The sequence below is a fragment of the Celeribacter sp. genome (assembly GCF_048259695.1).
Taxonomy (GTDB): domain Bacteria; phylum Pseudomonadota; class Alphaproteobacteria; order Rhodobacterales; family Rhodobacteraceae; genus Celeribacter.
In genome coordinates, this window is sequence record NZ_JBLXHL010000002.1 from 109,493 (window position 1) to 132,411 (window position 22,919).

Genomic DNA, 22,919 nt, shown 5'->3' on the forward strand with positions numbered 1-22,919 from the left:
GTTCACCGGAGACGCCGGCTCTAGTATTCGCGAAGGCCCTTTGCGCTTTCGCGAACAGCCTCGAACTGGCCATGTGGACGGTAGACCCAAAGGTAATCGTCCAGAATAATCTTCATCGCTGTCGGCTTGATCCCAAGATCGGAAAATCCCTTGGCCCCGTCTGACACGACGTTATCAACAGCAAGGTTTTTCACCTGGTCCTTTGTCAGGATGCCGTTGTGAAACAGGCCGCCGGTGAGGAACTGCGCGACAGAAAATCCCGTCGCCATAATCCGACCCACCCAGAACGGCAGATTGATAATGAGACGGCGGCGGCGGATCGACACAAGCATCTTGCCGATCATACCTTTGAGTGTATCCACATCAGGGCCGCCCAACTCGTAAACGCCCGCAGGAGCGGTACCGAGCGCACCCGCAACCGCAGCCTGAGCCACATCATCGACATAAACGGGTTGGAATTTGGTGTCGCCACCCACGATGGACAAAACGAACGGTATTTTTGCCGCCATTTTGCCGAAGCGGTTAAAGAATCCGTCCTCAATGCCAAAGATCACCGAAGGGCGCAAAATGACAGCCCCGGGGAAGGCCGACACGACAGCCGCTTCGCCTTCGGCTTTAGTACGGGCATAATCGCTTTGCGATGCGTTGTCGGCGCCGATGGCCGAAAGATGAACAAGGCGGGGCACACCCAACTCGGTGGCAATCTTTGCGATACGGCCGGCCCCCTCGGACTGCACAGCCGCAAAAGAGTTTTTGCCACGCTCGGTAAGAACGCCCACACAGTTGATAACCGCGTCAGAACCCTGCATCGCAGCACGCACCGAAGCGTCATCGCGAATATTGCAGAAGATCGGCTCGACCTGACCAACCGCGCCATAAGGTTTCACATGAAGCGACTCGTTGGGGCGACGGACCGCAACGCGAACGCGCCAACCCTCTTTCGCCATACGACGGGCGATATACCGCCCGACAAAGCCAGCGCCGCCATAGATGGTGACCAATTTTGCCATCTGCATCTCCAATGCCTGAATGTCGCACTTTCAATAGCTTTTCAGACACGAATGAACAAGACGTGATTGCAGGATACAAAATCGACACAAACGCCGTTGACACCGGCTCAATCCCACTTTACATCGCGGCGCTACGACATCGTGCCCAGATGGCGGAATGGTAGACGCGCTAGCTTCAGGTGCTAGTGTCCGCAAGGACGTGGAGGTTCGAGTCCTCTTCTGGGCACCACTTACCCCCGACATTGTGAACAGATTCCCCTCACCCGGGCCAACACTCCGGCTGCCACGAGGCTAAATCACCGTGGGTCAGTTGAACGAATCTCCGCAGGACCTCCGGATAAAACAACTGGAACCGACCTTGATTCCACTGTTTGACTGTTATCCGAACGGGCTTGGGTGCGAGTCGTTTTCCGATTTGGCCCACAGATCGAGATTCCACCAAAATGGCGCAGGGGGTTTCACATGAACAAAATTCGACTTTTGATCCTCGGAACGGGCGGCATGGCAGCCAATCACGCCGAAGCCTTCGCGGCCATCGACGGTGTGGATATCGTCGCAGGCGTGGACACAAACACGGACCGATTGAGCGCCTTTTGCGAAAAACATGACATCTCCAACGGATTTAGCACGCTTGACGAGGCCTTGGCGTGGGGTGCGTTTGATGCCGTGACCAATGTCACGCCGGACGGCGCACATGCCGCCACCACGCTGCCGCTCTTGACGGCGGGAAAACACGTTTTATGCGAAAAGCCGTTGGCCACGACCTATGCCGATGCCCGCGAGATGGCGATAACGGCCCGACACGCGGGCGTTATAAACATGGTTAACCTATCCTACCGAAACGGTGCGAGCCTGATGCATGCGGCCCACCTCATTGGTCAGGGTGCGATTGGTGCGGTGCGCCATTTCGAAGCCTCCTATTTGCAAAGCTGGCTGACACAGCCCGCATGGGGCGATTGGAAAACCGATCCAACGTGGCTTTGGCGCCTCTCGACCCGACATGGGTCCAAGGGCGTTTTGGGCGATGTCGGCGTTCACATCCTCGATTTCGCCACCCTTGCTGCAGGCTCTCGGGTGGACGATATTTCCTGTCGCCTGACGACATTCGACAAGGCCCCCGGCGGGGCAATCGGGGCATACACACTTGACGCCAATGACAGCGCCACGATGCAGGTGCGCCTTCAGAACGGAGCCGTGGGTGTGGTGCATGCAAGCCGGTTCGCCACTGGGCACCTGAACGATCTCACGCTGCGCATCCACGGCACAGACGGCGCCATTGAGGTGTGCGACCACAACCACAAAAGCACGATGCGTGCCTGCCTTGGCGATGACAGGCTCACCGCGACATGGCGCGACATCACATCCCCGCCTGTCAGAACCAACTTTGTGCGCTTTATCGATGCGATCCGTGAGGGAGCGGCCGTTTTGCCCGATTTTGATCGCGGCGCCGCACTTCAAAAGGTTCTGGATGCTGCGGAAACCTCACACAGGGGGAACGGTATTTTCGTGGCGGTCTAACGCCACGGGATGCCGCGCGCATCGCCCACTTTCGCCATGAAACTTGTCGGGTCTGCCCTGAATGCGTATGTCACGGATACACCAAAGTTTTGCATGAGGCCTGATGTGACAAATTTCCTGTACAAAAAAGACCTTCCCGACGATCTGACACTTGGGCCGATCGTGGCAATTGATTGCGAAACAATGGGCCTGAATCCCCATCGAGACCGTTTGTGCCTCGTTCAGCTGTCAGACGGTGACGGCCATGCCCATCTGGTCCAGATCGAAAAAGGTCAGACCGAAGCCCCCAATCTGTGCTCTCTTCTCAATGACCCGACCGTACTCAAACTCTTTCATTACGGCCGCTTTGATATTGCGGCGATGTATCATGCGTTCGGGGCCTTGGCCGCACCCGTGTACTGCACCAAAATCGCGTCGAAACTGGTGCGCACCTATACGGATCGCCATGGATTGAAAAACCTGCTCGAACAGCTGTTGAAGGTGGATATTTCAAAGTATCAACAAATGAGCGATTGGGGCGCACCAGACCTCAAGAACGCGCAACTCGATTATGCCGCCTCGGATGTCCTTTACCTCCACAAGCTCAAGGACAAACTCGACGCGATGCTTGCCCGCGAGGGGCGCACCGACCTTGCGCAAAGCTGTTTTGAATTTCTCCCGACCCGCGCCAAACTCGACCTTGCCGGTTGGTCCGACACCGACATTTTTTCGCACTGACCCCAAAAACCCACCTGTTTGTGCGGGATGCCGCCGAAAAGACGCGTTCAAACAGGAATTTGAATAATCAACGCCGCCTTCGGGCGCGTGTCGTGTAAAGCACGGATATGGCCCGATATAACAACAAACACTCCCGCATTGTGGCGATGGCAAAAATTGTCCTGCCGCTCATGAGTCTGGCGCTTCTTGCAACGCTCTTTTTGTTCGCACGCGGTGGCGATTATGAACCGTCACTACCCTATGCCCGGATCGACATCGAAACGCTTGCACGCGAACAGCGCATTGATGGCCCCGCCTTTGCAACCGTAACGAAAGACGGTTCGGAACTTTATCTGTCTGCGGCTGCCGTTCGCCCCGATCTGTCCGGCTCCAACACCGTCAATTCCACCACAATCGAAGGGGGGCTACGTATGCCCGACAACGGAACCCTTGATTTACTGGCAGACAACGCGGTGATTGACGGGCAAAGCAAAATCGCGGAGTTGTCGGGCGGGGTCGAGATCACAACATCGACGGGGTATGTGGTGACAACAGAGCGGATTGCCGCAATGTTGGACACGACACAAGTCGAGAGCTCTGGCGCGGTTCATGCCATTGGCCCGCTTGGCACTTTTGATGCCGGACGCATGATACTGTCGCAGGACAAAGACACTGGAAATTACCTTCTTGTTTTCAAGGACAGCGTTAAGCTGATATATCAACCCAAAGAGATAGAGGGACGCCCGTGACCAAACGCATCATCGCATACGCGCTTACCTGCGCTTTCGCGCTTGCCGGACATGCCGTAATGGCACAAGGCACCTCGGTTGCCTTTGGTGGCCTGAAACACGACTCAAAACTGCCCGTTGAAATCACGGCCGATCAGCTGTCTGTGGATCAGTCCACCGGCAAAGCCGTGTTCGTGGGCAATGTTCTGATCGGGCAAGGCAGCATGCGCCTGACCGCCGGAAAGGTCGACGTCATCTATGGGGCCGGGGGCGGCGGAAATATTTCGCAACTTGAAGCAACCCAAGGCGTCACCCTGACCAATGGCGGCGAAGCGGTTGAAGCACGTACAGCCCGCTATGATCTGGGGTCCGGTGCAGTCGTTCTCACGGGCAGCGTGCTTTTGACGCAGGGGCCGAATGCAATCTCTGGCGATACGATGACAATCGATCTGAAAACGGGCGTCGGCACCATCGACGGCCGCGTCAAAACGATTCTACAGCCCGGGACATCGGAATGAGCGACACCAAGACGCTCAGCATTCGGAACCTGCGCAAAGGGTACCGCAAACGAACCGTCATTCGCGATGTTTCGCTTGAACTGAAGCGGGGCGAAGTGGTGGCCTTGCTTGGCCCGAACGGCTCCGGCAAAACCACCTGTTTTTACTCCATTGCCGGACTTGTTGTGCCCGAGGCGGGTCAGATTATCGTGGATGGGACCGATATTACGGCCCTGCCGATGTATCGTCGCGCCCGCATGGGAATCGGCTACCTGCCACAGGAAGCATCCATTTTTCGCGGGCTGTGCGTCGAGGATAATATTCTCGCTATTCTGGAGGTGTCAGAGAGCGATCCGTTGGTGCGCCGTGAGCGCCTTGAGGATCTGTTGTCCGAATTTTCGATCTCCCACCTGCGTCGCGCGCCGGCCCTGTCCTTGTCTGGCGGGGAACGCCGCCGCGTTGAGATTGCCCGCTGCCTCGCGTCCAACCCGTCCTATGTCTTGTTGGACGAACCGTTTGCAGGGGTTGACCCTATTGCCGTGGGCGAAATCAGGTCGCTCGTTCTGGAGCTGAAAAGCCGTCGCATTGGCGTTCTTATTACAGATCATAACGTGCAAGAAACCTTGGGAATCATCGATCGCGCGTACATCTTGCATGACGGTCAGGTCCTGATGTCGGGCACAACAGACGAGATTGTCGCCAACCAACTCGTCAGGGATGTTTACCTTGGCGAAAATTTTCGTGTCTAGTTTGATCTAGGACAGTTGACAAACGGGGGGTATCTGCCGCCAAATAACTGTGATGCAACAAGATCGTACCCCGATCCGCGCCCAGATGATGGCACATCCGATGGCGCAATGTCGGCCCCGCATATTGCTAGGGCCAGACGGTCGGTACATGCATCATATCCGCTACGCAAATAATAACCGAGCCGGAAAACGTATTGGCGCATAGAGGCGCGTCACTGCGGGCTCCCAATAGCAAAAGGAAGTATCACATGAGATACCAAATCAGCGGCAAACAGATCGACATCGGCGAGGCACTTCAGATTCACGTCAAAAATGAACTTGGGGAGGTCATGGGCAAATATGCAGAACGGCCCACCGATGCGAATGTGATTTTTTCCAAAAGCGGCGCCGAATTCAACTGTGAAACCATTGTTCACCTGTCCACAGGCCTGACCACACAAGCACACGCAAGCGCACATGAAATCTACGCGGCATTCGACAACTGTGCCGCGAAAATGGAAAAGCAATTGCGCCGTTACAAGCGCCGCCTGAAAGACCACCACGCGCAACGCTCGGTGCCGGTTGAACTCCTTGGAGCTTCCAGTTATATCCTCGCCGCGTCTGAACACGAAGACGAGCAGGAACCCGAATCCCTGCAGCCGATGATCATCGCCGAGATGGAAGCAAAGATTCCAACGCTCTCGGTTGGCGAAGCGGTTATGCAGATGGAAATTTCGGGCGCAAATGCCTTGGTGTTCAAAAATGAAGGAAAGACCGGACTTAACGTGGTTTATCGCCGTACCGATGGGAACATCGGCTGGATTGACCCAAGCAACGTGAAATAAGGACCCTTACCCGCCCAACCGGCCGGGAAGGGCGGGTAAGAACTTCGATGGAAATCACTGAATTATTAAACTCCAAGGCGATCAAAGTCGTCGGCAAGATGAGTAGCAAAAAGCGCCTGTTTCAGGACCTTGGCGACCTTGCCTTTGCGACCTATGGCATTCCTGTCGGGGATGCGGTTGATGCGCTTCAGGAGCGCGAAAGCCTTGGCCCGACGGGCGTAGGACACGGTGTGGCCCTGCCGCATGCACGCATTCACGGGCTGAGCAGCGTCGTTGGCGTCTTTGTCCGGCTTGAAACCCCGATGGATTTTGATGCCGTCGACCGTCAGCCGGTTGACCTGATTTTTGCGCTGTTTGCTCCGGCGAACTCGGGCGTGGATCACCTCAAAGCCCTGGCTTTGGTGTCCCGCACGATGCGCGACCGCGACATTTGCGCCAAATTGCGCGCCAATACCGAAGCCGCAACCCTGCACGCCATCCTGTCCGCAGGCCCAACCACATCCAAGGCGGCCTAACCGCGCTCACCTGAGGGCGCGAAACCCGAAAATCATGTAGTCGCGTTGGTAGGTCTGTTTTACGGCCTGCTCGATCTCGTCATCGTAAATATCCGAGAGCGCAAAGGGGAGGTCCGCCTCCACAGCGCCACACGGGACCGGTGCCACCACGCCTGCCGCCTCCGCCAAACAGGCCAGATCGCGCGACAATGTCTCTTCGCGGACAATCATGTCGGGCAGGGAGAATTCCGAAAACCCCTTGATAATCTCCGACTGCGAGGCCCATGACGGGTCGACGCGCACGGAGGTTTGCGCGTTCAGATTGCCCTTCACAAAATCAATGAATTTGAGAAACGCGGCCCTGTGTTGGTCTTTCGAATACGTGCCGCCCCCCTTTGGCAAAGACACCCCATAGGTGCTTTGCAACATCTCTCGAATCTCGCCGTAGCTCTGTTCACCCGTTGACACGATATGGGTGCAAAACGCACGGTGAAGCCGCGTGACGGGGTGCGAAACCACAGTGAAGCTGCGGTGCTCCTTGGCGCGGCGTTTCCATTGGCGCAACGTCTTTTGGGTAAAGCCCACTGTCAATTCAGAGCTGTCCACACCGTCCAATGCGGCAAGCCAGTCACGCACAACGCGTTCGGGTCCCGAACGCACGGGAAGGTACAACAGCGGCGCCTGAGCCGCTGCGACATAACCGGGAACCGTTGGCCCGCGACGCGGCTCGAAATTGGGCGTGTTTGCAAGATTGAAATGATCGATACCCGACAGCGCCGCAACCATCTGATCGTAGTTGTGGACCTTGTCTTTAAGTTGGGAGGGGTTTTGGACCTTGGTCTTTTGCGAGGTCGTGTGGCGTTCGACATCCACCCCGAGGAACCGCGCGAGGCCATTCACCACCTCGATATCCTTGATGTCTTCGTAATTGATGTAAAACGCTGTTTGCCCCGTGGTTTGCAGCCGTCGCTGCAGTTCGATCTGGAACGCTTTGATGGCGTCCAACATTGTCTCGAACTCGGATTTCTCAAAGGAGATTTTTGCCGTTTTTGCGTCCTTCAAATCGCCCAAACGCCACTGGCCCGTCTGGTCCGCGATCTTTTTGGACACATAGCTTTCAAGCGGATTGCGGGTCAGAATAATCTTTGCGCACTTCGGATCATCCATAAACCGGTCAAGCATCCGTGGATCATGGTTGTGAAAGAACCGGAATCCTGCCAGCCCCTCGGTCTGCGATATCATGGCCTGTAGCAAAGCCTCTGGATGCCGCTCCCTTTGCGCCTTTGAGATACCGCACATCTGGTCTGTATTCGCCTTGCCGACAAACGCGGGGTTATAGGCCTCCCCCCAACATTTCAATCCGGGGTAGGAGTTCACAGTTGCTTCGAGAAAATTCGAACCCGTGCGCATTTCCGCAAGAATTACAAAATAGTCAAACCGGTCGGCCATGTCGGGCTCACTTTATAAGATACGGGCGCTTGCTTTCACGCTGCGGCAAGTTGGATTCCGATGTTGTCGGGAAATCACCGACGAGATAGGGGCTCATCCCCTTGTTCTTGAGATCTTGCAAGAACTGTGTGAACCCCGTCAAATCACGCAGACGCGGCGTCTCGGTAAGGCGGCGCAAATTGCGCGGGCCTATTTCGTCGATAATCGTTTGAAGCAGCTCTGTGCGGCTTTCGATAAAATCCGCCATCGTCCAGATGCGTATCCGCGCCTTAACATGCCTTGAACGCAAAATCTCCAAGTGCTCCGCCTCAATACGCTGCAGCCGCGCCGCCTCGGCACGCACACTGGCGAAATCCATATTGGAGCGGAACAGCGTCACCGCCCATGCGCCCGAAATCACCGAGATTTGCGCATTTGGATCCGACGCAATCAGCCAACTGATCGTCTGATTGTCACGCGGACCAAAACTGAAACACTGGCGTTCGCCACGGGTGTTCCAGATGAGGGACGTCAAAAATCCGCAAGCATCGTAGTCACGCAGGTTTGGATTGTCCGAAAGCGCCCCCGCAAAAACATGTTGGCCGCCCGCAAATTGCGCCCCCTCCGGCGCATATAGATGCCCGTGAACCCGCGCACCAACCGACCGTGACAGCCAATCGTCGAAATCCTCGAACAGGTCCGCAAAGCCCTCGAACACCGAATAAGGCGCACAGGTTTTCCCATGCTCCTGACCCGCGTGCGGCATCCGGCTTTGCATATAAAGCCCCTCACGCCCATTCACGCGGCGGTCGACCGCCTTTGAAAAAATGCGGTCAATCTTTCCGGGATTGGGCTCCGCGCCCTGCATCGGGTTGTGGTTGGGATTGAGAAACGTATCATATACGCGGTCAGCTTTCGGCCAAATTTTCCGCGCCACAAAACAATCGGATCGCCGCAAGAGTTGCAGATGATCATCGTAAAATATATGCGGTTTTCCCTGATAGTCGAACTTTGACAGGGTCAAAGAACGGCTTTCCACATCCGTTGAATAGAGGCGCACAAGCGACTGATAATAACTCTCGTCGGGAATCCAGACCCTTTTGAAATAGGTGTCATATGTGGCCCGCTCGGGATCGTGCAAAATCTTTTCAAGCGTTTGCCGCGACAGGCACCACCACTGTGATCCAAGGTGGGGAACAACGTTTTCCGGCACCTTGCGCCGGAACCTGAACCGCCGCTGCAATCGCACATAGCCATCAAACAGGCGGCGATGTTTTTTCCACGAAAACGGGAACCGCAACGTGAACCGTTCGGCATCCAATCCGCCCACCGTCCATGGAACATCCTGCGTTGTCACGCTTTCGATAAAGTTTGTGGTGGGACGCGCGGCGAGGTAGGCCTTTAGATCGTCTACCGGCCGCAACGGCAAACATGCCCCTGACGCCAAATAGACGTGCTGCACATCCTTGAACCGCTCAAGCATCAGTTCCGAGGCATCTTGGGACGCGGCAACCAATGACCACGTTCCCCATTCACATGCATGCCGTTTGCAAAACAAAACATTATCGAGGTCCGACAGACTTTCCACAAACGGCAGATAGTCGGATGACGGCACACGCTTGTCTACGTGGATCACCACGGGGCAATCCTGCCGCGCCCAATGACGCGCCACCTGTTCGGCACGGCCAAGTGCCGTATGGACCAACATAACAAACCCGACCGTCATGCCCAATTTCCCTTAGACATTAGGCCCAGAATTTCGAGTTGCCGCCAATTGATGTATTTCTCGGACCAATTGCACCACAGGTCCGAATTCTCTTTGAGGTTGCGGTGATAGGCCTCATATTCACGGCTGCTTGCATAGTGTTCTTGCCGCTGCATCTCTTCTTCGGTTTTGGCGTGAAGGGTGCTGATGAACTTCGCATGGAGAAGCGCGCCGGAGGCCTTTTCGCCACCCGTCGTATCATAAACAAGGTTGAGCCCGCGCGGCAAAAGCATGTGCGTGGACTGAATATACGCGAATTTTTTATCCCATTTTACCAACGGAATTTTATTCATCGATGGCGCATTATAGGGGTTATCCTGGAAAAACCGCCGCGCCCTTGGCCCGCCTTGAATCCAAAGGTTAAAATACTCCGGATTGGTCGAAAGCATATAATTTCCACTGTCGAACCACTCGGCAATTTCCATCGGATTTTGACCGGCGCGATACGGCACCGCGTCAATGCTTCCTTTAGGATACATATCGATCAGCATCGCTGAAAAGCTTTTGAGTCCCGAATTGTCCAACCAGTCCGTCAATGCGGGGATCGGGCGCGTATCGCAAAACGGATAAACAAAGAACTCGTCCACATCCACCGTCAGCGTCCAGTGTCCGTGACAATAGGTCCGGGAGATCCAGTTCATCCAACGAACCCCGAAATCCGCCCGCTTATAGCTTGCTTTGGTGTGCCAAAGAGAAACATCCTCTTGGGCCTCGAGATATTCCCGAGATCCGTCGTCACTATCATTGTCGATGATAAGAAAATGCGAAATCCCGAGATCGCGGTAGTACTGTAAGAAATAGGGAAGGCGCACATTTTCATTGCGCAAGGTTACAACAACAAGAGCATCATCGGGCCGGATTTGAGCCGTACGGTTGACCACAGACGTTAAATCGTGACGCGCACGCATGGCCTTGAACAAGACCTTTTTGCGCCTCCACCGCATACGATATTTGCTAAACCTGCTCAATCGACCAACTGTTCCCAATAGATACAGGTTTGGACCTGCTTGTGCTTTCGATACAGCCTACGCTTTTACCCATGATTGGTAAACAATTAGGGCATATCTCTTCGATTGTTTTCGCCTACTCGCCCAATACTTACGAGTCCCACGCCCCACGCGACATCAACCCAAGCGCCTCCAACTGGTCCGGCCCCTCGTATTTGACCGAAACATCCCCGAACAAATCAGGTCCCGCGACGATGGAATCATAGTAGCCCCCAAATGCATTCGGGTCTCTAAAGTGCTGCTTTCGTCTCTTCTCTTCTTGGGATTTTTCAATCGCACAGGGCAAAAACTTGGTGTGCAACAACACGCCGGACAACCGCGGATCTGACGGACCATCATACAACGCATTCATCGCGGGCGGCAGCAACGAATGCGTTGAGTTAATATAGGCATAGCGCCAATTCCATTTGACCAACGGTAGTTTGTTCAACGTCGGCCCCCGAACGGGGTTGTCTGCAAAGAACACCCGTTCCCGCACGCCGCCCTGTAGCCAAAGGTTACCGCGCGGCTGTTGGCGCGTGGCGTGATAGGGCGCAGGGTCGAAATGCGTTAGAACCTCACAGGGGTCTTGTCCTGCCACATAGCTCACCGAATTGATCGGCCCCTGCGGGTAGAGGTCCAACATGAATGCCCCCATCGCAGGGATGTGGTTTTGATCCAAAAACAGACACAAATCCCGCAGGTTTCGGGTCTTTATCCTTGGGAAAACGAGCAATTCATCCGCATCAACCGTCAGACACCACTTGCCTTTACCATAGTGCATCAAAAGCCACGTGGCCCAATCCAGCCCGAAACGCGACGCCTTATAACCCGCCTTTGTTACCCAAAGCGACACATCCCGCCGCTGCGCCAACAGGGCGGTTGTGCCGTCATCACTATCATTGTCGACAATGAGAAACTGGGTCACGCCAAGATCACGGTAATAGTCGAGCACATAAGGCAGACGCAACGCCTCATTGCGCACCACCATGACGCCGAGAATAGCATCATCCGCAAGGTCCGAAGTCCGGTTCGCAATGGGGGTCAACGCACGTCGGGATCGAAACGACCGCCACATCAAATGGCGCCGCAACTGACGCATCATGTAGGCTTGGAATAGCTGCCTCATCTTACGCACCCTCAACGCTGCGTTTGCATGGCCTATGCGAACGCATCACTTTTCATAATGGCCGGTTTGGTGCCACGTCCAGGCATCCGCAATCATTTCTCCAAGGTTGGATCGTGTTGGCGTCCAACCCAATTCCGTTACCGCACGCGCGGAGCCCGAGACAAGTTTCGTACAATCGCCCGCGCGACGCCCGCCCTCGACGTACGGCACTTCGCGGTTGGTGACAGCGCGCGAATGGTCAATCACCTCACGCACCGAAAATCCGTCACCCGTGCCAAGATTGAACACCCGACTGCCCTTGCCATCGAGCAACCATTTCAGACCCAGAACATGCGCATCGACCAAATCGCAGACATGGACATAGTCACGAATGCAGGTTCCGTCAGGGGTATCATAATCCGTCCCGAAAATGGTCAACGCATCCCGCTTTCCGGCAATCGCGTCAAGCATCAGTGGAATCAAATGGGTCTCGGGTTGATGGAATTCGCCAACCTCGCCATCCGGATCACCGCCCGCCACATTGAAATAGCGAAAGATAACGTGATTGAGGCCAAAGGCCTGTTCAAAGTTGCCGAGGATATCCTCAACCGCCTTTTTGGAGGCGCCATAGGAATTGATCGGACGTTGGACACTGTTCTCGTCGAGAACCACATTATCCTGATCGCCATAGGTCGCACACGTCGATGAAAACACAAAGTTTTCGCACTTTGCTGCCGTTGCTGCCTCGATAAGCGTCAACGAGCCCATGACATTGTTGCGCCAGTATTTGGCAGGGTCATGCATGCTTTCACCGACTTGGGAAAACGCCGCGAAATGCATCACGGCAATCGGCGCATATTTGGCAAAAACGGCATCGATTGCCGCGCGATCCAAAAGGTCGCAGCGCTCGAATGGGCCGAATTTGACGGCATCCTCCCACCCGGTCGACAAGTTATCGACCGTGACGGGGGTGAACCCCGCATCGCGGAGCGCTTTGCAGGCATGTGACCCGATATAGCCCGCGCCGCCAGTGACGATTACATTATTGGTCATATCTGTACTTTACTGAGCCGCGCTGCGCATGATTGAAAGGTCATCCAGAAACCCCTGAAGCTCCTCGCGCAAATCGGGACGCGACAAACCGAACGAAATCGTCGCCTGAAGGAACCCCGCCTTAGAGCCGCAATCAAAACGCTGACCGGAGAACCGGTATCCGTAGACATTGCGCCCCTCGGCAATCTCGTCGGCGATGGCATCGGTCAACTGGATTTCACCGCCTGCGCCGGCTTTTTTCTTGTTCAGGTTCTTCATCACATCCGGCGACAAAATATAACGCCCGATGACGGCAAGGTTGGACGGCTCTTCGCCTGCGGGTGGTTTTTCAACCATGCCCTTAACGGATACAGCGGCCCCCTGCTCCCCATCAAAATCCAGAACGCCGTAGGACGATGTTTTATCCTTGGGGACTTCCATCGCGGCGACCATAGAGCCACCGAGCTCCTCATGGGCCTCCACCATCTGTTGCAGGCATGGCTTTTCTGCGGCGATGACATCGTCCGGCAGGATCACCGCAAATGGCTCTTTTGGACCCAGAAGACGACGCGCACACCAAACCGCATGGCCAAGACCAAGCGCCTTGTGTTGACGGATATACGCAATTTCACCACTGTCCATATTCGTGGATTTAAGCGCGGCGAGCAGGTCGTCTTTGCCCTTTTTACGCAGCTCCTGTTCAAGGAAAGGCGCATGGTCAAAATAATCCTCCAAGGCCCCTTTGCCGCGAGAGGTGACAAAAATGAACTCTTTGATCCCCGCCGCACGAGCCTCATCAATCGCATATTGAATCAGCGGCCGGTCAACGAGTGTCATGATTTCTTTCGGGACCGCTTTGGTTGCGGGAAGAAAACGGGTTCCAAGTCCGGCCACAGGGAAAATGGCCTTTGTTACCTTACGATTCATCACTGCTCCTTCGCCAAAATAACTGGCGTAATATAAAAATCGTTCCCACACCTACACGGGAATTGCCATAACGTCAGCACGAGCTCCACAATTGCATTCAAAAAAAAATTTTTGTGTCTCAATGCCCATAAAATACTAAAATATTAGCGCCCCAGACCTTACTCCATCTGGTTTTCCCGCAACATTGTCTCAACACGCCCAACATCAGACGGGTTATTCAATTCCCAAAACTGGTGTCCACGCGATTGAACCTTCACACATTTGATACGATGCCCGTTTTCAAGGAACCGCAACTGCTCCAACCCCTCCAACCGCTCTAACGGCCCCTCCGGCCAGGTCAGATAGTTCCGCAAGGCTGACGCACGATAGGCGTAAACACCAACATGGTGATAGACCGGTGTCGGGTCGTTGTCCGCAAAACTTGCGGTCGTATAGGGAACAACTTCCTTTGAAAAATACAGGGCGTATTTTGCCGCATCGAACACAGCGGTCGTGCCACCGACACGCCCCGCCTTTCGATCGTCCATGAAACCGTTCAATGACCGCCCATCACATTGCAACACAGGCGTTGCCATCGCGGCGCCATCATCAGATATGAGGTCATCAACAAGAGCCTCAACGAACCAATGGGGCGTAAGGGGCGCGTCACCTTGAAGGTTGATAACCACGTCATACCCGTCACCGAGTGCGGCGTGGGCCTCGGCACAGCGCTCTGTGCCGTTGACGCAGGTCGACGATGTCATCACGACTTCCGCGCCGAACCCCTCGGCCGTATCGCGAATACGCGCATCGTCTGTGGCCACAACCACGCGATCGATACCCCGCACCGATTTTGCCGCTTCCCAACTGCGTTGGATAACCGTTTTCGCCACCCCGCCCGAACCCGCAAGGTCGACAAGAAGCTTGCCGGGGTAGCGTATCGACGCATAACGGGCGGGAATGACGATGAGTGTTTTCATCAGGCGAGCTTCAAATCCACACCCGGCGCATAGGCAATAAAGAACGGGTTGGCGTAATCTTCCTTGCCGTAGGTGAGAGGCGCGTGCGTGTCGAACCGCACGACATCGCCGCCCGCACCAAGCAACACAGCATGGCCCGCCGCAGTGTCCCATTCCATCGTGCGACCAACGCGCGGATAAATGTCCGCCTCGCCCGTCGCGACAAGACAGAATTTAAGAGACGAGCCCGCAGACTTGCTATCGGCCACGGTGTATTTGTTGATGTAATCCTCAGTCGCCTGATCACGGTGCGATTTGGATGCCACCACAAGAAGCGCCGCATTATCGGGCGTTTTCACCGCGATCCTGTTCTGGACACCCGCCACGTCACGAGTGAACGGGCCGACTTCCTCATGGGACTGGCCACTGGCGTCCGTGATAAACAAACGGCCTTTTGCGGGGGCATAAACCACACCCCGCTGCGGGACACCTTTTTCGACATAGGCAATATTCACCGTGAAATCGCCGCGCCGCTTGATGAACTCTTTGGTGCCGTCGAGTGGGTCCACAATCAGGAATGTATCGGCCTTGAGAGCGTGGGAATGCGCTTGCTCTTCGGTGATCAGCGGCACATCGGGAAAGGCCGCGCGCAAACCTGCAGAAATGATCGCATCCGCGGCTTCATCGGCAATAGTCACAGGGCTGTCATCAGATTTCGACTTCACCTCAAAATCATCAGAGTTGTAAATCTCCATAATTTTGTCACCGGCCTCAAGGGCAAGACTGCGCATAAGCGGGATGAGTTTTTCAAAATCCAATGGTCTCTCCTAGCAAGGCATATGCCTCTTCGTCGCGGGATCACGTGATGCCGCTTTATTGATTGTACAACTTTTGCACCTTATGCTTCACCAAAGGTCAATCGGCAAGTCAGCCATTCGCCACATAACGTGCAAGGGTTTCGTCGTGTTTCAGTATTCCTCAAAACAAAACGGCATCTCGGCGGCCCTGAATGTCCTCAGGCTCATTTTCCACAACACCGTGCGACACGTGCGCAAATCTCACGGCAGCCCCGTGATGGGCCTGATTACCAACATCTCTCAGGCCATTATCCTTGTCGCCATTTTCTCGTTTATGATGAACATCCTCGGGATGCGGCGCAGCGCCGTACGTGGTGACTTTATCTTGTTTATTATGTCCGGAATTTTTCTGTTCCTGACACACAACAAAACGCTCGCACAGGTATCGGGGGCGGAATCCGGCACATCGCCGATGATGCAACACGCGCCAATGAACACGGCCATCTCCATTACATCGGCAGCCCTCAGCGCCCTTTATATTCAATTTTTGTCGGTAGTTGTGATCCTGACCGTTTACCAACTCGGGTGGGGCGGCGTGGAGTTTCAATACCTTCCCGGAGCGTTCGGGATGTTCATCCTTGCATGGTTCTCCGGCGCTGCGATCGGGACGGTTCTGCTTGCCGCCAAACCGTGGGCGCCTGAATTGGTCAAGATCATTCAAACCCTTTATACGCGCGCCAACATGTTTACCTCGGGAAAGATGTTTCTCGCCAACACCATGCCGGGATTCATGTTGTCCTTTTTCACATGGAACCCGCTGTTCCACACGATTGATCAGGCCCGCGGATATACATTTGTGAATTACAACCCGCACTACAGTTCGCCCATCTACCCGATCGTGTTCTCTCTGGTGTTCCTGACCATCGGTCTGTTGGCGGAGTTTTTCACCCGCAAACGTGCCTCCGCCAGTTGGTCAGCGCGTTAACCCGCCTTACGTAACAACCCGCATCGTCAAATTGATCCGCCCTGCGTTGGCGAGCAGCCGGCTTGACCCGTGCTTGACGCGGTCAATGCCGTGGTAAAGCAATCGCGCATCGCCGCCCATCACCACCACATCCCCCGATTGCAACCACAGGCTTTCGGTCTTTCCCCCACGCACAGTGTTTCCCACCCGGAACAACGCATCATCCCCAAGCGAGACAGACACAACGGGTTGTGAAAAATCACGCTCGTCGCGGTCCTGATGGATCCCCATTCTGGCATGCTCGTCGTAAAAGTTGATCAGGCAACATTCGGGCTGTCGCGCCGCCTGTGACACCGCATCCCAAATCGCCAGAATGCGCGGAGGAATTAGCGGCCAGGGGGTGCCAGACGGATGCACCGCCCCATAACGATACCCCCCGCGATCAGAGACCCACCCGAACCGGCCCGCCGACGTCATGCGCACAGACATCGGTTTTCCCGAGGGCGTGACGGGCGAAAACAAAGGTGCCGCACGGATTACATCGCGCAAATCCTCGACAATTTCAGACTGCAATGTCGGGGCGACCAACCCCTTGAACACCCGCATTCCCCGCAAATCGAGCGGCGTATTGACCTGAATTCCGTCCATTTAGCTGCGATCCTCCTACAATGACTCCATTTTTCGCGGTTTTAGTAGCCTCACGCAACTTGCAGGGGTCAAATCGCATCCCTATATACGCTCCGAAGCACTGATCGGTTCATTACCGGTCTTAAACATTGATCACTGGGATTGACGGCGGGCGCCTGAACGGGCCCAACGTCATAACATCGCCAAGAAGAGGACTTAAAAGTATGGCTAAAGTCATCGGTATCGACCTCGGGACCACCAACTCCTGCGTTGCCATCATGGATGGTTCGCAGCCGCGTGTCATCGAGAACTCGGAGGGTGCGCGCACGACGCCGTCCATCGTAGGTTTCACGGACAATGAACGTCTGGTCGGCCAAGCCGCCAAACGTCAGGCCGTTACGAACCCCGAAAACACTGTATTCGCAGTGAAACGCCTCATCGGCCGCCGCACGGGCGACGCCGAAGTGGAAAAAGACAAAAACCTCGTCCCATATGCCATCGTCGACGGCGGCAATGGTGATGCGTGGGTTGAAGTCAAAGGCGACAAATATTCACCCTCCCAAATCTCCGCGTTCATTCTCGGCAAGATGAAAGAGACCGCTGAGTCCTACCTCGGCGAAGAAGTGACACAGGCCGTTATCACGGTTCCTGCCTACTTTAACGATGCACAGCGTCAGGCCACCAAAGACGCCGGCAAAATCGCCGGTCTCGAAGTTCTGCGTATCATCAACGAGCCAACTGCGGCCGCTTTGGCCTATGGCCTTGATAAGCAAGAAACCAAAACCATCGCGGTCTATGACCTTGGCGGCGGTACATTCGACGTGACCATTCTCGAGCTCGGCGACGGTGTGTTCGAAGTTCAGGCCACCAACGGCGATACGTTCCTCGGTGGTGAAGATTTCGACATGCGCATCGTGAACTACTTTGCCAGCGAATTCAAAAAAGAGCACGGCGTTGACCTGACCAAGGACAAGATGGCACTGCAGCGTCTCAAAGAGGCTGCCGAAAAAGCAAAAATCGAACTGTCGTCCTCGACCCAAACCGAGATCAACCAACCGTTCATCTCGATGGACCCCTCTACGGGCACGCCGCTTCACCTTGTGGTTAAGCTGACCCGTGCGAAGCTCGAAAGCCTCGTGAACGACCTGATCAAAAACTCGATCAAGCCATGTCAGGCCGCCTTGAAAGATGCAGGTTTGTCCACATCCGACATCGACGAGGTTGTTCTCGTTGGTGGGATGACCCGTATGCCAAAAGTCATTGAAGAAGTGACAAAATTCTTTGGCAAGGAACCACACAAGGGTGTGAACCCTGACGAGGTTGTGGCCATGGGTGCCGCAATTCAGGCCGGCGTTCTTCAGGGTGACGTCAAAGACGTTCTCTTGCTCGACGTGACCCCGTTGTCCCTCGGCATCGAAACACTCGGTGGCGTTTTCACACGTCTGATCGACCGCAACACCACGATCCCGACGAAAAAGTCTCAGGTCTTCTCGACCGCCGAAGACAACCAGTCGGCTGTGACCCTGCGCGTTTTCCAGGGGGAGCGCGAAATGGCTGCAGACAACAAAATGCTCGGCCAGTTCAACCTCGAAGGTATCCCACCGGCACCCCGCGGAATGCCACAAATCGAAGTGACGTTTGACATCAACGCCGACGGCATCGTCGAAGTGGGCGCCAAAGACAAAGGTACAGGTAAAGAGCAGCGGATCACGATCCAGGCCTCTGGTGGCCTGTCCGACGCCGACATCGAACAGATGGTGAAAGACGCGGAAGCAAACGCCGAAGCCGACAAAGAGCGCAAGGAACTTGTAGAAGCCAAGAACCAAGCCGAGAGCCTTATCCACTCGACCGAAAAGTCGATGGAAGAACACGGTGACAAGGTTGATCCAACCACCATCGAGGCTATCGAGCTTGCCATTGCGGCGCTGAAAGATCAGTTGGAAACCGAAGATGCGGGCAAAATCCGCTCTGGTCTCCAGAACGTGACCGAAGCCGCCATGAAGCTTGGTGAAGCCATCTACAAATCCGATCAGGAAGCCAGTGGCGAAGCTGATGTTGACATGAATGACGGCGGCCCATCGGGCGTCGATGACGACATCGTTGATGCTGACTTCGAAGATTTGGACGACAACAAGCGTTCATAAACGTTGATTGGGTCCGATCGGCCGGCCCGTATCTTTGCGGGCCGGCCATCGCGTTCCAGGAGGATTTAGTCCATGGCAAAACGCGACTATTATGAAGTCCTCGGCGTCGACAAAGGCGCGGATGCGGGTGAGTTGAAAAAAGCCTATCGCAAAAAAGCGATGGAATTTCACCCCGACCGCAATGCCGACAACCCCGAGGCAGAAGCAAAGTTCAAAGAGGCCAACGAAGCCTACGACGTCCTAAAAGACCCCGAAAAGAAAGCGGCATATGACCGGTTCGGTCATGCAGCCTTCGAACAGGGTGGCATGGGCGGCGGCGGGCGTCCCGGTGGTGGATTCGGCGGACACGGACAGGGCGACTTTTCGTCTGCGTTCTCGGATGTGTTCGACGACCTTTTCGGCGACTTCATGGGCGGACAGCAACGCGGCGGCGGACGCTCTCGCGCACAACGCGGGTCCGACCTTCGTTATAACATGCGTGTAACGCTTGAGGATGCCTATAAGGGCGCTCAAAAGACCATCAACGTACCGACCTCCGTCAGCTGTAAAACCTGCACCGGCACCGGTGCTGCGAACGGCGCCGAACCCCAAACCTGTCCGTCGTGTTCAGGTATGGGTAAGGTCCGCGCGCAACAAGGCTTCTTTACCGTTGAGCGCACCTGTCCCGCCTGTGGCGGCATCGGTCAAACAATCAAAGACCCCTGCAAGGATTGCCACGGCGCAGGGCGCGTTGAAAAAGAGCGCTCCTTGTCCGTTAATATCCCCGCGGGTGTTGAAACCGGCACACGTATTCGCCTCTCTGGTGAGGGCGAAGCGGGTCTACGTGGCGGTCCCACGGGGGATCTCTACATTTTCATCGAAGTGCAACCGCACCAAATCTTTGAACGCGACGGGATGCACCTACACTGTGCCGTTCCCGTGTCGATGACGACAGCGGCCTTGGGCGGTGATATCGAGGTGCCGACCATTGACGGTGGTCGCAGCCGCGTCAAAATCCCTGCGGGCAGCCAGTCTGGCCGCCAGATGCGTCTACGCGCCAAAGGGATGCCGATGCTACGCGGTGCGGGCCAGGGCGACATGTTTATCGAGCTCGGGGTCGAGACCCCCGTGAACCTGTCCGGCAAGCAAAAGGAACTTTTGAAAGAGTTCGACAAACTCGGTGAGGACAACAGTCCGGAAAGTTCATCTTTCTTCAAAAAGGTGAAAAGTTTCTGGGACGGAATGACCCACTAACAGTTTAAAACGGGGCGCTGCGGTGCCTCGTTTTTTTTGATCCTTACGGCAAGCATTTCCAAGCCGTTACCATTTTGAATCGCTGTTAACTCAAAATTTAGCGAATCGTGGCCAAAGTCATGCCATGACCAAGATACCATCATCCCCTGAATTCCGCGAAATGCCGCAATGGCTTTTTGATCTCGACGATGCACGTCCGGTTCAGATGCCAACGCGCCTCCCAAGCTTTTTGCGCAATCACAGGCGTGACTTGCGGGATCGCTTTGCCATGGCGGGTGCGGTTGCAATGCAGGACTCAGAGCTGCTTGAACTGGTTATCAGCCGCGCCTTGCCGCGCGCCGATGTCGCCCCCTTGGTCGAACGGTTGCTCCAGACATTTAACGACTACAACAGCGTCATTTCCGCGCCCATGATACGCCTGTTGAAAGTGGACGGCATGGACGCGGAGATCGCCCAAGAGCTGAAAATCATCGAGGCAAGTGCGCACCGTCTGGCGCGGGCGCGCATTCTTGAACAGCCGATTATTTCGAGTTGGGATGCCTTGGTGGATTATTGCCATACCGTTTTGGCACATGGCGATATCGAGCAATTCCATGTGCTGTATCTCGACCGCAAGAACCGCCTCATTGCCGACGAAGCTCTGGCCCGTGGCACCGTCGATCACGTACCCGTCTATCCACGCGAGGTGATTAAACGGGCGCTCGAAGTCAACGCCTCCGCACTTATTTTGGTCCACAATCACCCCTCGGGGGATCCCACCCCGTCCGATGCGGACATTACGATGACCAATCAAATTCGCGATGCCGCCGAAACGATGGACATCAAACTGCACGATCATCTGATTGTCGGAAAGTCCACCGAACTCAGCTTCCGGTCGGCCGGATACCTATAGCGGCACAAGCGGGCCTAATCGCGCACCCAAACCTCGACACGGCGATTCAAACCCTGCCCCCAAGTCTGGTCATCACAGGCCAGCGGCATTGCTTCGCCTGCACCGAGCGTGGAAAACGTCACACGGCTCGCATCAAATTCCTCGCCCGCCGCACTCAGAACGGCACGGCGCACGGACTCTGCACGGCGTTTTGACAGGTCCGCGTTCGAACGCGCATCCCCGCGGCCATCCGAAAATCCCGCAAAAATGAGGCTCTTCCCATCATAGACCCCTGCCTGCAAAAGGCGGGCCAACAGCCGCGTATTTGAACGCGATTGCGCATCCAAACGCGTTGATCCTCCCTCGAACCGAAAACCAAGAGTAAGGCGGTTTGCCCCTTGGAACCGCGTTGTGACGGCTTGTAAATCCTCAAGCGATACGCCCTCACCGGCACTTAAAATCGCATTCGCAAACCGATGCCCCTGATCACGGAACGACAGCTCCTCAACGGATTGGTCCACAAACTGCGTACGCGCCACAATAACCTGTGCGGCGGGGGATGTCGCAAACTCGATAAACTCGCGCGCCAACGCCGGTAGGCGCCGCGCAGGCGTGTACAGGAACACAGGGAACGTCAGCGGATAATCTTCGGTCTTTATGTCCACCGGCGCAACGGTCGCAAAAAATCCGCATGATCCCGTTAGCCCAAGCGACTTCACCGCACCGCCCGCCGACACAAACCCCAAACCAATGGCATAGGGATCCGCCTCGATCGCCGCGATGACATCCGTCACATCCTCATGGACGACAACAGTTTCCGCAAACGCATCCCGTTGCGGCAAAAGATCAAACCCGCCGTGATCGGCCTCGAAATCACTGCCACGGATATGCACCGAAATCGGCGCGTCGCCACCACGAACATCCGACCAGTTTTGATACGCACCTGTCAGGATAGATGTCAGATCCGTCAGAGAAATCGCATCTACGGGATTGGATCGCGACACCAATGGCGTAAGCGCATCGAGCGCCAACACGCGCGCCCGAACAGGATCGCGCAGATTGCCGACGCCCGCCTCTTTTGCAACACCGACCTCGGCATTCGTGGCCTCGCGCAGGGCGACAACGATATCGGTATTCTCGGAAGCCAGATCTGCAAATCCTTCGCCATCGGATGTATACAGGAGATCAAACTCGGCCATGACTGTATCTGTCTCTGCGGCCAACATCGTCACCCGTTGTCCGTTCTCCAATGGCTCGGTTTTTGTCGCATAGCTGCTGCGTGCCGCGAAAGACTGGACCAAGGCGGACAAGAGCCCATCCACCGCCCAATGATCACCGGAAAACCGCACATGTGCGAAAAAAGACGACAGATCAGGACATCCGGGCCCTTCACAATTAACGCCCGAGGCATCAACGGTGAGCACGCCAAATTCGGTATCGACCCGATAAAATTCACCGTCAAATCCGAGGAATGTCCCATTGATTTCAACCGCCCCATCGCGTGCGGTCAATGAGATATCCTGTGCGCTTGCAGACATGACGCCCGCAAAGGCGGACAGAAAAATCGCACCGAGTACAGAATG

At 55.5% G+C, this 22,919-nt stretch carries 22 protein-coding genes and 1 tRNA gene; 12 read left to right on the forward strand and 11 right to left on the reverse strand.

The features are described from left to right. Window positions 1–20 precede the first annotated feature (20 nt). On the reverse strand, window positions 21–1,010 hold the full coding sequence (locus ACN0Q0_RS04035; RefSeq protein WP_417242084.1) for a complex I NDUFA9 subunit family protein: 990 nt from the start codon (window positions 1,008–1,010) through the stop codon (window positions 21–23). A 143-nt stretch (window positions 1,011–1,153) separates the two neighbouring features. Between ACN0Q0_RS04035 and ACN0Q0_RS04040 the strand changes: the two genes are divergently transcribed. The 8 genes from ACN0Q0_RS04040 (at window position 1,154) to ACN0Q0_RS04075 (ending at window position 6,537) form a co-directional block, all read left to right on the forward strand. Next, window positions 1,154–1,239: transfer RNA gene (locus tag ACN0Q0_RS04040), tRNA-Leu, on the forward strand. Between the two features lie 233 nt (window positions 1,240–1,472). Further along, the gene (locus tag ACN0Q0_RS04045) at window positions 1,473–2,528 is read left to right on the forward strand and encodes a Gfo/Idh/MocA family protein (RefSeq protein ID WP_417242085.1); all 1,056 of its coding nucleotides are present in this window, start codon (window positions 1,473–1,475) and stop codon (window positions 2,526–2,528) included. Window positions 2,529–2,633: 105 nt separating this feature from the next. Further along, window positions 2,634–3,245 (forward strand): ribonuclease D, encoded by a 612-nt coding sequence (locus ACN0Q0_RS04050; protein ID WP_417242086.1) that lies wholly within the window; start codon window positions 2,634–2,636, stop codon window positions 3,243–3,245. Window positions 3,246–3,352: 107 nt separating this feature from the next. Then, the gene (gene lptC / locus ACN0Q0_RS04055) at window positions 3,353–3,973 is read left to right on the forward strand and encodes an LPS export ABC transporter periplasmic protein LptC (RefSeq protein ID WP_417242087.1); all 621 of its coding nucleotides are present in this window, start codon (window positions 3,353–3,355) and stop codon (window positions 3,971–3,973) included. Further along, the gene (gene lptA / locus ACN0Q0_RS04060; RefSeq protein ID WP_417242088.1) at window positions 3,970–4,470 is read left to right on the forward strand and encodes a lipopolysaccharide transport periplasmic protein LptA; all 501 of its coding nucleotides are present in this window, start codon (window positions 3,970–3,972) and stop codon (window positions 4,468–4,470) included. Before lptC ends, lptA begins: the two co-directional genes overlap by 4 nt. Next, the gene (gene lptB / locus ACN0Q0_RS04065; RefSeq protein WP_417242089.1) at window positions 4,467–5,198 is read left to right on the forward strand and encodes an LPS export ABC transporter ATP-binding protein; all 732 of its coding nucleotides are present in this window, start codon (window positions 4,467–4,469) and stop codon (window positions 5,196–5,198) included. Before lptA ends, lptB begins: the two co-directional genes overlap by 4 nt. Window positions 5,199–5,446: 248 nt before the next feature. Beyond that, entirely contained in the window at window positions 5,447–6,022 is a 576-nt protein-coding gene (gene hpf, locus ACN0Q0_RS04070; protein WP_417242090.1) for a ribosome hibernation-promoting factor, HPF/YfiA family, read from the forward strand. A gap of 47 nt (window positions 6,023–6,069) precedes the next feature. Further along, window positions 6,070–6,537: a PTS sugar transporter subunit IIA gene (locus ACN0Q0_RS04075; protein ID WP_417242091.1), complete on the forward strand. Its 468-nt coding sequence runs from the start codon at window positions 6,070–6,072 to the stop codon at window positions 6,535–6,537. A gap of 6 nt (window positions 6,538–6,543) precedes the next feature. Here ACN0Q0_RS04075 and ACN0Q0_RS04080 read toward each other — a convergent pair whose 3' ends face one another. The 8 genes from ACN0Q0_RS04080 to cysQ form a co-directional block, all read right to left on the reverse strand. Continuing rightward, window positions 6,544–7,965, reverse strand: a complete 1,422-nt coding sequence (locus tag ACN0Q0_RS04080; RefSeq protein ID WP_417242092.1) for a sulfotransferase family 2 domain-containing protein — start codon at window positions 7,963–7,965, stop codon at window positions 6,544–6,546. A gap of 7 nt (window positions 7,966–7,972) precedes the next feature. Further along, window positions 7,973–9,670: a beta-1,6-N-acetylglucosaminyltransferase gene (locus ACN0Q0_RS04085; protein ID WP_417242093.1), complete on the reverse strand. Its 1,698-nt coding sequence runs from the start codon at window positions 9,668–9,670 to the stop codon at window positions 7,973–7,975. Then, window positions 9,667–10,653: a glycosyltransferase family 2 protein gene (locus ACN0Q0_RS04090; RefSeq protein WP_417242446.1), complete on the reverse strand. Its 987-nt coding sequence runs from the start codon at window positions 10,651–10,653 to the stop codon at window positions 9,667–9,669. Before ACN0Q0_RS04090 ends, ACN0Q0_RS04085 begins: the two co-directional genes overlap by 4 nt. A gap of 154 nt (window positions 10,654–10,807) precedes the next feature. After that, complete coding sequence (locus ACN0Q0_RS04095; RefSeq protein WP_417242094.1) at window positions 10,808–11,824, reverse strand: glycosyltransferase family 2 protein; 1,017 nt, start codon at window positions 11,822–11,824, stop codon at window positions 10,808–10,810. A gap of 45 nt (window positions 11,825–11,869) precedes the next feature. Beyond that, the gene (galE, locus tag ACN0Q0_RS04100; protein ID WP_417242095.1) at window positions 11,870–12,856 is read right to left on the reverse strand and encodes a UDP-glucose 4-epimerase GalE; all 987 of its coding nucleotides are present in this window, start codon (window positions 12,854–12,856) and stop codon (window positions 11,870–11,872) included. Between the two features lie 9 nt (window positions 12,857–12,865). Then, window positions 12,866–13,762 (reverse strand): UTP--glucose-1-phosphate uridylyltransferase, encoded by an 897-nt coding sequence (locus ACN0Q0_RS04105; protein WP_417242096.1) that lies wholly within the window; start codon window positions 13,760–13,762, stop codon window positions 12,866–12,868. Between the two features lie 158 nt (window positions 13,763–13,920). Then, window positions 13,921–14,721, reverse strand: a complete 801-nt coding sequence (kdsB, locus tag ACN0Q0_RS04110; RefSeq protein ID WP_417242097.1) for a 3-deoxy-manno-octulosonate cytidylyltransferase — start codon at window positions 14,719–14,721, stop codon at window positions 13,921–13,923. Further along, window positions 14,721–15,518 (reverse strand): 3'(2'),5'-bisphosphate nucleotidase CysQ, encoded by a 798-nt coding sequence (gene cysQ / locus ACN0Q0_RS04115; protein WP_417242098.1) that lies wholly within the window; start codon window positions 15,516–15,518, stop codon window positions 14,721–14,723. Before cysQ ends, kdsB begins: the two co-directional genes overlap by 1 nt. A 145-nt stretch (window positions 15,519–15,663) precedes the next feature. Here cysQ and ACN0Q0_RS04120 point away from each other — a divergent pair, with 145 nt between their 5' ends. Next, entirely contained in the window at window positions 15,664–16,482 is an 819-nt protein-coding gene (locus tag ACN0Q0_RS04120; protein ID WP_417242099.1) for an ABC transporter permease, read from the forward strand. Window positions 16,483–16,488: 6 nt separating this feature from the next. On the opposite strand, the gene ACN0Q0_RS04125 is transcribed toward ACN0Q0_RS04120, so the two are convergent. Further along, window positions 16,489–17,109 carry an alpha-ketoglutarate-dependent dioxygenase AlkB family protein gene (locus tag ACN0Q0_RS04125; protein ID WP_417242100.1) on the reverse strand — a complete coding sequence of 207 codons (621 nt, stop codon included), beginning with the start codon at window positions 17,107–17,109 and terminating at the stop codon, window positions 16,489–16,491. Window positions 17,110–17,312: 203 nt separating this feature from the next. Between ACN0Q0_RS04125 and dnaK the strand changes: the two genes are divergently transcribed. The 3 genes from dnaK to radC all read left to right on the forward strand — a co-directional run bounded on the left by dnaK (window position 17,313) and on the right by radC (window position 21,357). Next, complete coding sequence (dnaK, locus tag ACN0Q0_RS04130) at window positions 17,313–19,232, forward strand: molecular chaperone DnaK (RefSeq protein ID WP_417242101.1); 1,920 nt, start codon at window positions 17,313–17,315, stop codon at window positions 19,230–19,232. A 72-nt stretch (window positions 19,233–19,304) separates the two neighbouring features. Continuing rightward, on the forward strand, window positions 19,305–20,465 hold the full coding sequence (gene dnaJ / locus ACN0Q0_RS04135; RefSeq protein WP_417242102.1) for a molecular chaperone DnaJ: 1,161 nt from the start codon (window positions 19,305–19,307) through the stop codon (window positions 20,463–20,465). Window positions 20,466–20,589: 124 nt separating this feature from the next. Next, the gene (gene radC / locus ACN0Q0_RS04140) at window positions 20,590–21,357 is read left to right on the forward strand and encodes a RadC family protein (protein WP_417242103.1); all 768 of its coding nucleotides are present in this window, start codon (window positions 20,590–20,592) and stop codon (window positions 21,355–21,357) included. A 14-nt stretch (window positions 21,358–21,371) separates the two neighbouring features. On the opposite strand, the gene ACN0Q0_RS04145 is transcribed toward radC, so the two are convergent. Then, window positions 21,372–22,847: a phosphate ABC transporter substrate-binding/OmpA family protein gene (locus ACN0Q0_RS04145; protein ID WP_417242104.1), complete on the reverse strand. Its 1,476-nt coding sequence runs from the start codon at window positions 22,845–22,847 to the stop codon at window positions 21,372–21,374. Between the last annotated feature and the right edge of the window lie 72 nt (window positions 22,848–22,919).

What these genes read in the sequence shown, in the direction of transcription:
- ACN0Q0_RS04035 (WP_417242084.1), bottom strand. Translation starts at nt 1,010, where the DNA reads ATGGCAAAATTGGTCACCATCTATGGCGGCGCTGGCTTTGTCGGGCGG.
- ACN0Q0_RS04045 (WP_417242085.1), top strand. Translation starts at nt 1,473, where the DNA reads ATGAACAAAATTCGACTTTTGATCCTCGGAACGGGCGGCATGGCAGCC.
- lptC (WP_417242087.1), top strand. Translation starts at nt 3,353, where the DNA reads ATGGCCCGATATAACAACAAACACTCCCGCATTGTGGCGATGGCAAAA.
- lptB (WP_417242089.1), top strand. Translation starts at nt 4,467, where the DNA reads ATGAGCGACACCAAGACGCTCAGCATTCGGAACCTGCGCAAAGGGTAC.
- hpf (WP_417242090.1), top strand. Translation starts at nt 5,447, where the DNA reads ATGAGATACCAAATCAGCGGCAAACAGATCGACATCGGCGAGGCACTT.
- ACN0Q0_RS04075 (WP_417242091.1), top strand. Translation starts at nt 6,070, where the DNA reads ATGGAAATCACTGAATTATTAAACTCCAAGGCGATCAAAGTCGTCGGC.
- ACN0Q0_RS04080 (WP_417242092.1), bottom strand. Translation starts at nt 7,965, where the DNA reads ATGGCCGACCGGTTTGACTATTTTGTAATTCTTGCGGAAATGCGCACG.
- ACN0Q0_RS04085 (WP_417242093.1), bottom strand. Translation starts at nt 9,670, where the DNA reads ATGACGGTCGGGTTTGTTATGTTGGTCCATACGGCACTTGGCCGTGCC.
- ACN0Q0_RS04090 (WP_417242446.1), bottom strand. Translation starts at nt 10,653, where the DNA reads ATGCGGTGGAGGCGCAAAAAGGTCTTGTTCAAGGCCATGCGTGCGCGT.
- ACN0Q0_RS04095 (WP_417242094.1), bottom strand. Translation starts at nt 11,824, where the DNA reads ATGAGGCAGCTATTCCAAGCCTACATGATGCGTCAGTTGCGGCGCCAT.
- galE (WP_417242095.1), bottom strand. Translation starts at nt 12,856, where the DNA reads ATGACCAATAATGTAATCGTCACTGGCGGCGCGGGCTATATCGGGTCA.
- ACN0Q0_RS04105 (WP_417242096.1), bottom strand. Translation starts at nt 13,762, where the DNA reads ATGAATCGTAAGGTAACAAAGGCCATTTTCCCTGTGGCCGGACTTGGA.
- kdsB (WP_417242097.1), bottom strand. Translation starts at nt 14,721, where the DNA reads ATGAAAACACTCATCGTCATTCCCGCCCGTTATGCGTCGATACGCTAC.
- ACN0Q0_RS04125 (WP_417242100.1), bottom strand. Translation starts at nt 17,109, where the DNA reads ATGGACGGAATTCAGGTCAATACGCCGCTCGATTTGCGGGGAATGCGG.
- dnaK (WP_417242101.1), top strand. Translation starts at nt 17,313, where the DNA reads ATGGCTAAAGTCATCGGTATCGACCTCGGGACCACCAACTCCTGCGTT.
- dnaJ (WP_417242102.1), top strand. Translation starts at nt 19,305, where the DNA reads ATGGCAAAACGCGACTATTATGAAGTCCTCGGCGTCGACAAAGGCGCG.
- radC (WP_417242103.1), top strand. Translation starts at nt 20,590, where the DNA reads ATGACCAAGATACCATCATCCCCTGAATTCCGCGAAATGCCGCAATGG.